This is a genomic window from Isoptericola sp. NPDC057391, assembly GCF_042668085.1.
In the GTDB taxonomy this organism is placed as follows: domain Bacteria; phylum Actinomycetota; class Actinomycetes; order Actinomycetales; family Cellulomonadaceae; genus Isoptericola.
In genome coordinates this window covers 1-9,497 of sequence record NZ_JBHVBO010000162.1, presented here as the reverse complement: position 1 = coordinate 9,497, position 9,497 = coordinate 1, and the positions used below count along the sequence as shown (strand labels likewise).

8 protein-coding genes and 1 pseudogene are annotated in these 9,497 nt (G+C 76.4%); 5 read left to right on the top strand and 4 right to left on the bottom strand.

The genetic code is table 11. From position 1 onward, the window contains the following. Positions 1 to 185 precede the first annotated feature (185 nt). From ACFUVW_RS16860 to ACFUVW_RS16850, 3 genes are all read left to right on the top strand, one after another. Positions 186 to 452: a DUF4244 domain-containing protein gene (locus ACFUVW_RS16860; RefSeq protein WP_430572473.1), complete on the top strand. Its 267-nt coding sequence runs from the start codon at positions 186 to 188 to the stop codon at positions 450 to 452. Between the two features lie 83 nt (positions 453 to 535). After that, positions 536 to 853, top strand: a complete 318-nt coding sequence (locus tag ACFUVW_RS16855) for a TadE family type IV pilus minor pilin (RefSeq protein WP_430572472.1) — start codon at positions 536 to 538, stop codon at positions 851 to 853. 83 nt (positions 854 to 936) lie between these two features. Continuing rightward, positions 937 to 1,362 (top strand): Rv3654c family TadE-like protein, encoded by a 426-nt coding sequence (locus ACFUVW_RS16850; protein ID WP_430572471.1) that lies wholly within the window; start codon positions 937 to 939, stop codon positions 1,360 to 1,362. Between the two features lie 29 nt (positions 1,363 to 1,391). On the opposite strand, the gene ACFUVW_RS16845 is transcribed toward ACFUVW_RS16850, so the two are convergent. Beyond that, the gene (locus ACFUVW_RS16845) at positions 1,392 to 2,261 is read right to left on the bottom strand and encodes an HpcH/HpaI aldolase/citrate lyase family protein (RefSeq protein WP_430572470.1); all 870 of its coding nucleotides are present in this window, start codon (positions 2,259 to 2,261) and stop codon (positions 1,392 to 1,394) included. Next, positions 2,258 to 4,783 (bottom strand): DEAD/DEAH box helicase, encoded by a 2,526-nt coding sequence (locus ACFUVW_RS16840; protein ID WP_430572469.1) that lies wholly within the window; start codon positions 4,781 to 4,783, stop codon positions 2,258 to 2,260. The genes ACFUVW_RS16845 and ACFUVW_RS16840 overlap by 4 nt, the downstream gene beginning before the upstream one ends. Before the next feature lie 201 nt (positions 4,784 to 4,984). Here ACFUVW_RS16840 and ACFUVW_RS16835 point away from each other — a divergent pair, with 201 nt between their 5' ends. Together ACFUVW_RS16835 and ACFUVW_RS16830 are read left to right on the top strand one after the other, a co-directional pair. After that, positions 4,985 to 5,848, top strand: a complete 864-nt coding sequence (locus tag ACFUVW_RS16835; RefSeq protein ID WP_430572468.1) for an LPXTG cell wall anchor domain-containing protein — start codon at positions 4,985 to 4,987, stop codon at positions 5,846 to 5,848. A 154-nt stretch (positions 5,849 to 6,002) separates the two neighbouring features. Continuing rightward, positions 6,003 to 6,794 (top strand): transglycosylase family protein, encoded by a 792-nt coding sequence (locus ACFUVW_RS16830; protein WP_430572467.1) that lies wholly within the window; start codon positions 6,003 to 6,005, stop codon positions 6,792 to 6,794. Positions 6,795 to 6,868: 74 nt separating this feature from the next. Here ACFUVW_RS16830 and ACFUVW_RS16825 read toward each other — a convergent pair whose 3' ends face one another. Next, positions 6,869 to 8,176 carry a M18 family aminopeptidase gene (locus ACFUVW_RS16825; RefSeq protein ID WP_430572466.1) on the bottom strand — a complete coding sequence of 436 codons (1,308 nt, stop codon included), beginning with the start codon at positions 8,174 to 8,176 and terminating at the stop codon, positions 6,869 to 6,871. Between the two features lie 42 nt (positions 8,177 to 8,218). After that, a pseudogene (locus tag ACFUVW_RS16820) lies at positions 8,219 to 9,497 on the bottom strand (hypothetical protein); the annotation flags it as partial.

Sequence of the window (9,497 nt, the reverse complement as noted above, 5' to 3'; positions counted from 1 at the left end):
GGGCGGCGGGGGGGGGGCGCCCGCGTGGGGGGGGGGGGCCCGCCCCCGCCCCCCCCCCCCCGGGGCCCCCCGCGGGCCCCCCCCCCCCCCCCCCCGGGCGGCCCCCCCCACGACCGGCCCGGACCGTCCGGCGCAGGTCGAGAACGACACCGCAAGGAACGACCCACGAAGGGAACGGAAGAGCCATGACGAACGAGGACGACGGCCGCGTGGCGGCCGAGGGCGAGCTGGAGCCGGGGACGGCAGCGAGGGCCGGCGTGAGCGGCGGGACGGGGACGACGGCAGGGCCGACGCCCGACCTCCTGGACCCGGAGGCCGGGCTGGCCACCGCGGAGTACGCCGTGGCCACCGTGGCGGCGGTCGGCTTCGCCGGCCTGCTCATCGCGGTGCTCAAGAGCGACACCGTCCGGGGCCTGCTGGAGTCCATCATCAGCTCGGCGCTGTCCGTCTGATGCGCCCGCACCGCAGCAGAGGTGCCCGCACGGCGCGGGCCCACGGAGCACGGCCGCACGGAGCCGAGGACGAGCGCGGCGCGGTGACCGCCGAGCTCGCCGTCGGGCTGCCGGTGGTGGTGCTCCTGCTGGTCGCGGTGCTCAGCCTCGCGGCCGCGTCCACGGCGCAGATGCGCGCCCTGGACGCGGCCCGGGCCGGCGCGCGCGCCTACGCCATCGGCGAGGACGACGCGGCGGTGCGGCAGGCCGTCGCGCAGGTCGGGGGCGAGGACACGGAGCTGACCGTCACCCGGGACGGCACGTGGGTGCGGGTCTCGGTGACCCGGCCGGTCGTGGGCGGGTGGTTCGCGGGTGCCCCCGTGCGGGCGTCGGGGGACGCGACGGCGTGGGTGGAGCCGTGAGGGCGGCACCCGCCAGGCCTCGCGAGGGCCGGCCGGGGGAGGACGGGCCGGGTGAGGACCGGGTGTGCGAGGACCGGTCGCCCGTGGCCCGGGAGCGCGGCGCGGGGACCGTCGTCGTGCTCGCACTCGCGGCGGTGGTCGTGCTGCTCGCGCTGGCCGTGGCTGCGCTGGGCGCCGCGCAGCGCGCGCGAGGGGCGGCGCAGGCCGCGGCGGACCTGGGCGCGCTCGCCGCCGCGACGGCGTGGCGGCAGGGCGCCGACCCCTGCGCGACGGCGACCGATGCCGTGCACCGCAACGGCGGGCAGGTGGTGGCGTGCGTCCCGGAGGACGGCGGCACCGTCGGCGTCCGGGCGTCGCGCGCCGCCCTCGGCCCGGAGGTGGGGCCGTGGGCGGGCTCGCTCGGCGACGCCACGGCGCACGCCCGCGCGGGGCCGCGGCCCGGACCGGCCCCGGGACGCGCGGCGCGGTCGGGGACCGAGCCGCCTCCCCGGCCCGGGGCGGCGCCGTGAGGCGCGACCGGGCCGGGATGCGGCGGGGATCAGGAGGGGTTGACGTTGAACAGCGCGGCGCGCTCGCTGATCTTCCGGGCGCGCGCCAGGCGGGGCTTGTCCGAGCCGTCACGGATCACGGAGCCGGACGCCTCGAAGTCGGCCAGGAAGTCGATCGCCCACGCGACGTCGGCGCTGGACGGGCTGAAGGACTCGTTGATGACGGCCGGCGTCTCCAGGTCCAGGCAGAGCTTGCCGGTGAGGCCGAGGGCCACGCCGTCCGCCGACTGCTCGCGCAGCAGCGAGTGGCTGGTGCCGACGGTGGGGCCGTCGATCGGGCCCGGCAGCCCGCCGATGCGGCTGGCGGTGACGAGGCGCGAGCGCGGGTACGCCATCGCGAGGGACTCGTTGGCGGTGCCGGTGTCACGACGGTAGTCGCCGGAGCCGAACGCCAGGCGGAAGGCCCCGGGGGCGCGCGCGATGCTCACGGCGTCCTCGATGCCCAGCGCGGACTCGACCAGCGGGATCACCGGCACGCTGCCGCCGAGCCGCTGGGCCGTGTCGATCACCTGGTCGGGCGACTCGGTCTTGGCGAGCATGACGCCGCGCAGGCCCTTCGAGTCCCACAGGGCGCGGACGTCGTCGGCCCACGCCTGCGAGCCGCGCTCGTTGATGCGCACCCAGGCGCGGCCGCCCTGGGAGAACCAGTCGAGCACCTTCTGGCGGGCCTCGTCCTTGCGGCTGTCGTCGACCGCGTCCTCGCAGTCGAGGATCACCTGGTCGGCGCGGGAGAGCTGGGCGGCGTCGAACATGTCGTCGCGCAGGGCGGACAGCAGCAGCCAGGAGCGGGAGTTGGCGGGGTCGACGCGCGTGTCCTCGCGGGAACGGCGGCGTTCGGCGAGGTCGATCTCGGTAGTCACCTCACGATGGTAGGTTCCGCCGGCGCGTGGCTCAGCACGGCATCCAACAAGCGCAGTGCCGCGGACTTGTCGAGGGGCGCGTTGTCGCTGCCGCACTTGGGCGACTGGACGCACGCCGGGCACCCCTCGGCGCAGGCGCACGCGGCGATCGCGTCGCGGGTGGCGCGCAGCCAGCGGGCGCCGAGCTCGTACCCGCGCTCGGCGAACCCGGCGCCGCCCGGGTACGCGTCGTACACGAAGACGGTGGCCTCCCCGGTGTCGGGGTGCACCTCGGTCGAGACGCCGCCCAGGTCCCACCGGTCGCACGTCGCCAGCAGCGGCAGCAGCCCGATCGAGGCGTGCTCGGCCGCGTGCAGCGCGCCCGGCGTCTCGTCGGGGGAGACGCCCGCCGCCCGCAGCACGAAGTCCGGCACGGACCACCAGACGGCGGTCGTGGCGAGCGTGCGCGACGGCAGGTCGAGCGCCTCCGTGCCGAGCACCTGCATGTCCGGCAGGCGGCGGCGCTGGAAGCTCACCACCTGGCTCGTCACCTCCACCGGCCCGAGGCCCCACCGCACCGGGCCCCAGTCGCGGCCTTCGACCGGCCGGTGCCCGTCGGCGTCGATCGCGATCTCCATGACCTCGTGCGACCAGGTGCCGTGCTCCACGTCCTTGCGCACCACGAGCGCCACGTGCTCGGCGAGGTCCAGGTGGTCCACGACGAACGTCGTGCCCTGGTGCACGTACACCGCGCCGTCGTGCACCTGCCCGTCCGCCGACCCGGCGTCCACGGTGCCGAGGAGCCGCCCCGTGGTCGCCTCGACCACGCGCACGGGCCGGCCGCCCGTGCCGCGCAGGTCCGCCATCGCCGACGCGGGCTGCGCGTGCGTCCAGTACCAGCCGGACGGGCGGCGCCGCAGGGCGCCGCGCGCGACGAGCACGTCGAGCACCTCGCGCACCGCCCGCGGGTCGCCGAAGGCGGGGAGGTCGTCGGCGCGCAGCGGCACCTCCTGCGCCGCGGCGCACAGCTGGGGCGCCAGGACGTGCGGGTTGGCCGGGTCGAAGACGGTGGCCTCGAGCGCGGCGTCGAACACGGCCTCCGGGTGGGTCACGAGGTACGTGTCGAGCGGGTCCTCGCGCGCGACGAACGCGACCAGGCCCTCGGCGCCCGCGCGCCCGGCGCGCCCCGCCTGCTGCCAGAGGGACACGCGCGTGCCGGGCCACCCGGCGACGAGCACGGCGTCGAGCCCGGAGATGTCGACGCCCAGCTCGAGCGCGTTGGTCGTGGCCAGCCCGCGCAGCGCGCCGGTGCGCAGCGCCTGTTCCAGCTCGCGGCGCTCCTCCGGGAGGTACCCGCCGCGGTAGCTCGCCACCCGGGACTCCAGCCCCGCCGCCACCGGGCGCAGGTGGTCGCGCGCCTGCTGCGCCACCGACTCCGCGCCCCTCCTCGACCGGGTGAACGCGAGCGTGCGCGCGCCGTGCGCCGTGAGGTCGGCGAGCAGGTCGGCCGTCTCGGCGGTGGCCGACCGGCGCGGGTGCTCCGCGGCGCCGCGGGTGGTGAGCACGGCCTCGGTCTCGTGCTCGGAGTGGGTGGGGTCGAGCGGGTCGGGCAGCGCCCACGGGTCGTCGTCGTGCGACGGCGTCTCCCCGGTGGCCCGCGACCGGTCGAACCCCGCCACCTCGGGCGGCTGCCACAGCGCGAACGTGCGTCGTCCCGCCGGCGACGCGTCCGCGGTGACCGCGACCACCTCCTCGGGCGGCACCCCCACCAGCCGCGCCGTGCTCGCCGCGGGCTCCGCCGTCGTCGCGCTGGCCACCACGAAAACCGGCGACCTGTCGGGCCGTGGGCCCCCTCCGGCGAACGGATCGTCCGACAGGGGGCGGTAGTGGGCGGCCAGCCGGGCGAGCCGCCGCAGCACCAGCGACACGTGCGCCCCGAACACGCCGCGGTACGCGTGCCCCTCGTCGACGACGACGTACCGCAGCCCGCGCAGCAGCCGCGCCCACCGCCGGTGGCCGGGCAGCAGCGAGAAGTGCAGGAAGTCGGGGTTGGTGAGCACCACGTCGGCGTGCTCGGTCACCCAGCGGCGCTCCTCCGTGGGGGTGTCGCCGTCGCAGGTCGCGACGCGCGGGCGGGCCCCGGGCATCGCGCCGACCAGCCGCTCCAGGCCGGCGAGCTGGTCGGCCGCCAGCGCCTTGGTGGGGGAGAGGTAGAGCACGGTGGCGGGCTCGGGGCCGCGCACCGCCGTGAGCGCGGGCAGCCAGAACGCGAGCGACTTGCCCGACCCGGTCGACGTCGCGAGCGCGACGTGGCGTCCGGACCGGGCGGCGTCGGCGGCCTCGACCTGGTGCGCCCAGGGGCGGTCGACGCCGAGCGCGCGGTAGCCGGCGACCACGCCCGGGTCCGCCCAGGCCGGCCAGTCCGACGTCACCCCGGCGCGTGCGGGGAAGGTGCGCACGTGCGTGAGCCGGTCCGCCCGCGCGCCGTGCGCGGTGAGCACGTCGAGCAGCGGGTGCTGCTCGGGGGCAGGGGCGGCGGGCACGGGCGACAGTCTCGCACCGCGCGGAGGCCGTGCGGGTCGGTGCCGACGGACGCGGGCCGCGGGTGAAGTGTGTCCTGATATCAGGGTGAAATCTGGCGAAAAAGCCATATACCCGGCGGAATCGACCTAGGATCGCGGGGCTGCAGGCCGCTCCGCCTCCCCGGAGCCGAGCCGCACCCCGACGCCGACGAAGGACCCCCGATGCGCCATGCCACCGTGGCGGCGACCGCCGCTGCCCTCCTCCTGATCTCCGCCGGGCCGGCTGCCGCCGGCGGCTCCGACGACGAGCCGCCCTACCGAGTCACCGCGGACGGGCTCACCCTGCCCGCGGGCGACGCCTTCCGGGACGGCGGGCACGTCAACATCCGGTACACGACGCCCGGCGCCGGGCAGCAGGGCGCCGGCATCCACTTCGAGACCCTCAACCAGAGGCCCTCGGGGGCGTACGTCGGGAAGCAGTTCCTGCCCTGGTCCGCGCTGGTTGGTGCCGTCCCGGCCGGGCTGTGCATCACCTGGGTGCAGGTCGAGGGCTACAACGAGCACTTCGGCGAGGGCGGGCAGGAGCCGGTGTGCACCCCGGCCTCCGTTCCGGTCCCCGAGCCGTCCGCGACGCCCGAGCGGTCGGAGCCCCCGGCCACGGAGGCGACGACGCCGGCCACACCCGACAGCGAGGCGCCCGGTCCCGAGGCCTCGACCCCGGCGGCGCCCCCGCAGGAGGGCGTGACCGAGGAGCCGGCCGTCCCCGGCTCCGAGACCGAGACCGAGGGCGAGACCGAGACGCCTGCCGGGTCCGACGGCGACACGCGGCCTGCGCCCGAGGACGAGCCCGCGACTCCGCGGCCCGAGGCCTCGGCGGCGTCGGACGACGTCGTGGGCGGCGCGCTGCCCGCGGCCGACGCCCCCGAGCAGGCGATCGCCCTGTCGGGGGACGTCGACGGGGCGACGGCCGCCGTCGAGCAGCTGCCGCGCACGGGGGCGGAGGTGGCAGCGCTCGTCGTCGCCGCGGCCGTGCTGCTGGGGGGCGGGGCAGCGCTGCTGCTCGTGCGCCGTCGACGCCGCGCCTGAGGCGCAGGTCGGGCATGTCCACCCATAGGTGAAGCGGGTGAAAGTGGCGTGATGTCGCGGTTTGCCACGGGATGGCGTCGCCATCCGGTGAAGAGGGTGTGACCATCCACGAACGGGTTTTGTTATCCGATCGTGACATCGTTCCCTGGTACGCATGCCTCGATCCACCGCCCGCCGATCCGTCGTGGCCGCAGTCGCCGGCGCGCTCGTCACCTCCGCCATGGTGGTGCCGGCCGCGGCCACCGCGGCCCCCGCCTCCGCCGCCACCTCCTCCGCCGTCTCCTCGTCGGTGCGCACCGCCGCGTCGAGCGGCGACGTCCGCTGGGTGAAGTGGAACCGCGCCCCGGTGACGAAGAAGCGGTCCAGCGGCTCCCGCACGATCGCCCGGCCCGACGACGGCACCCGCCTGCGCGTCCTCGACCGCGGCAGGTACCGCCTCAAGGTGCGCACCCCGTCGGGCACCGTCGGCTGGGTGTCCAAGAAGGCGGTCACGGCGACCAAGCTGAGGGACGTGTCCGGCACCCGCTACACGCGCGGCCAGGTCGCGCTGCGCAAGGACGTCGGCGCGCGCTCCAAGATCGTCAAGCGCGTCCACCTCGGCACGAGGCTCAGCGTCCGCGCGGTCACCGTGGGCCGTGACACCAACCGCGTCAAGGTCCGCGCGCCCGGCGGCGCGACGGGCTGGGTGTCGGCGAATCGCCTCACGAAGCGCAACGTGTGGGGCCAGCTCGCACGCTGCGAGTCGGGCGGCAACCCGCGCACCAACACGGGCAACGGGTTCTACGGCATGTACCAGTTCACGGGGCGCACCTGGCGCGCCGTCGGCGGCAAGGGCCTGCCGCACCGCCACAGCAAGAGCGAGCAGACCAAGCGCGCGCAGATCCTGCAGGACCGCGCCGGCTGGGGTCAGTGGCCCCACTGCACCCGCAAGCTCGGCCTCCGCTGACTGGTGTTGTGGGCGCTGGTTTGGCGCTCACCGGCCAGGAATGACGCCACAGCAGCGCCCACAACGAGTGGTCGTCAGCCGGCCAGGACCGCCTGCATCGCGCGGGACAGGTACCAGGGGTCGACGACGGCCGTGAGCTCGCGTGCCGAGTGCATCGACAGGATGGCGGCGCCGACATCGACGACGCGGATGCCGAGCCGCGTCGCGGTGATCGGCCCGGTCGTGGAGCCGCACGGCACGGTGTTGTTCGAGACGAACTCCTGGCTGGGCACGGCGGCCGCGGCGCACGCCGCCTGCCAGCGGGCGGCCCCGTGCGCGTCCGTCGCGTAGCGCTGGTTGGCGTTGATCTTGAGGATCGGGCCGCCGCCCGCGTGCGGGTGGTTCGCCGGGTCGTGCCGCTCGGGGTAGTTCGGGTGCACCGCGTGCCCGACGTCGGACGACACGCACAGCGACGCCGCGAACGCCCGCGCCCGCTCGTCCTCCGACGCGCCCAGCCCGGCCGACACGCGCCGCAGCACGTCCTCCAGGAACGGGCCGGCCGCACCCGAACGCGACCCCGACCCGATCTCCTCGTGGTCGAACGCCGCGACGACGCCGATCGCCGCGAGGTCCTCGGGCGCGACGGCGAGCAGCGCCGCGATCGCCGCGTGCGTGGAGAGCTGGTTGTCGAGGCGCGGCGACGCCCACAGCGCCTCGCCGATGCCGAACGCGCGCGGCGGCTGCGTCTCGGCGAGCACGACGTCGTACCCGAGCACGTCCGCCGCCTCGACGTCGTCCCCGGCCGCGGCGGCGAGCTCCGCCAGCACGTCCGCCTGCGACACGTCGCCCAGCCCGACGACGGGCTGCGTGTGCCGCTGCTTGTCGAGCGTCAGCCCTTCGTTCGCGGAGCGGTCCAGGTGGATCGCGAGCTGCGGGATGCGCGCGATCGGCCCGGTGCGCACCAGGTGCTCGACCGTGCCGCCCGCGCCGTCGGAGGTGACGAGGCGACCGGCGAGCTCCACCTCGCGGTCCAGCCACGAGTTCAGGAGCGGACCGCCGTACACCTCGACGCCGGCCTGCACCCAGCCGTCGCGGCCGGTGGTCGGCTTCGGCTTGAGCTTGAACCCGGTGGAGTCGGTGTGCGTGCCGAGGATGGTGAACGGCGTCGTCGCGCCCGCCGTCGGCGGCACCGCGAACGCGATCGCCGAGCCGTCGCGCACGACGACGTAGCGCCCGCCCGGCACCACGTCCCACGCCGCCGTCTCGTCCAGCCGCACGTACCCGGCGGCCTCCGCACGGCGGGCCACCTCCTGCGCGGCGTGGTACGACGACGGCGAGGCGGAGACGAAGGCTCCCAGGTCCTCGGTGTGGGCGCGGGCTGCTGCGGGGACGACGTCGGGCATGACCGTCATCCTTCCACGTGACCGGAGCACGCGGCGGGCCGCTCAGTCGCCACGCGGCCCCAGCCAGCCGTCGACGAACTGCATCCACCTGCCGTCCCCGCCGACGGTCAGCCGCCACCCCTCGTAGCCGTCCGGTCCCGCCTCGCGCATCGTGTCGGACTCCTGCAGCGTGATCGCGCCGGCGCTCACCGCCGCCTGCCAGTCGACCCCGGCCGAGGGGCAGCTGCCGCCCATGGACATGCGGGGCCAGCTGTAGGCGCGCTGCACGCCGTCGTCGCCGGTCGACTCGACGGCACACACCTGCGTCCCCGACAGCAGCCGGGCGAGGATCGCGTACACGTCCTCGGTCGTCTCCGCCCCCGGCAGCTCGAGGAGCTCGCGCGGCGAGCGCGCGCCCCAGTTCTCGTCGACCCGCCGGGACGCCTCGGCGAGCTCGATCAGCCGCTCGTCGTCGCAGGCCCGGGCGGCGTCGAACAGCGAGACGACGGTGGCCTGCGCGGCCTCCGGCAGGTCGGCGACGTCCGGTTCCGGCAGGTCGAGCCCGTGGGCGGAGCACTCCGCCGCTCCCACGTCCGACCCGCCCTGCGGGGCGCTCGCCGAGCCTGGGCCGCCGGCCTCCCCGAGCGTCACCGTGACCGGCTCCGACACCACGAGCTCCGCGTGGGTGAAGTCCGGGGACCAGAGCTGGACGAACGCGCGGACCTGGTACTCGCCCGGCCGCAACGGGCTCGTGAAGACGTCGGAGGCGACGCCGTCCTGCGTCGTGGCCTCCGGGGCGCAGGTCGTCAGCGTCGAGTCCTCGGCGTCTCGCTCGGGGGGCGCGTCGCCCACCTGGTCCATCCCCGCCTCGGTCGTGTCGACGCCGACGTCGACGACCTGTGCGCCCTCCGTCCACAGCAGGCCGGGCGCACTCACCCGGAGGCCGGCGTCCGCGGGGTCGTCGACCGCCAGCCGGGTGGGTGCGCGCCAGATCCGGACGGTCTCGGTGCCGTCGGCGCTGGTGTCGTCCTCGAGCACGGGGTCGGCGAGCAGCTCGAGCCGTCTGCCGTCGGCGTTCGCCGGCAGGTCGTCGAACCGCATCCCGCACACGAGGTCGGTGCCTTCGAGCCACGCCGGCTGGTAGCCCACCTCGATCGGGAGGAAGGACGTGCCGCCCGACGTGGAGGGGGAGCTCGACGGTGACGGGGCCGACGGCGTCGGGCTGGTCGCCGGCCCGGGCAGGGGCTGCGGAGCGTCGGGCAGCAGCGCGGCGCCGCCCAGCACCAGCCCCGCGGCGACGGCGAGCGTCGTGGCGCCGATCCCGGCCTGCTTGACGGTGCGC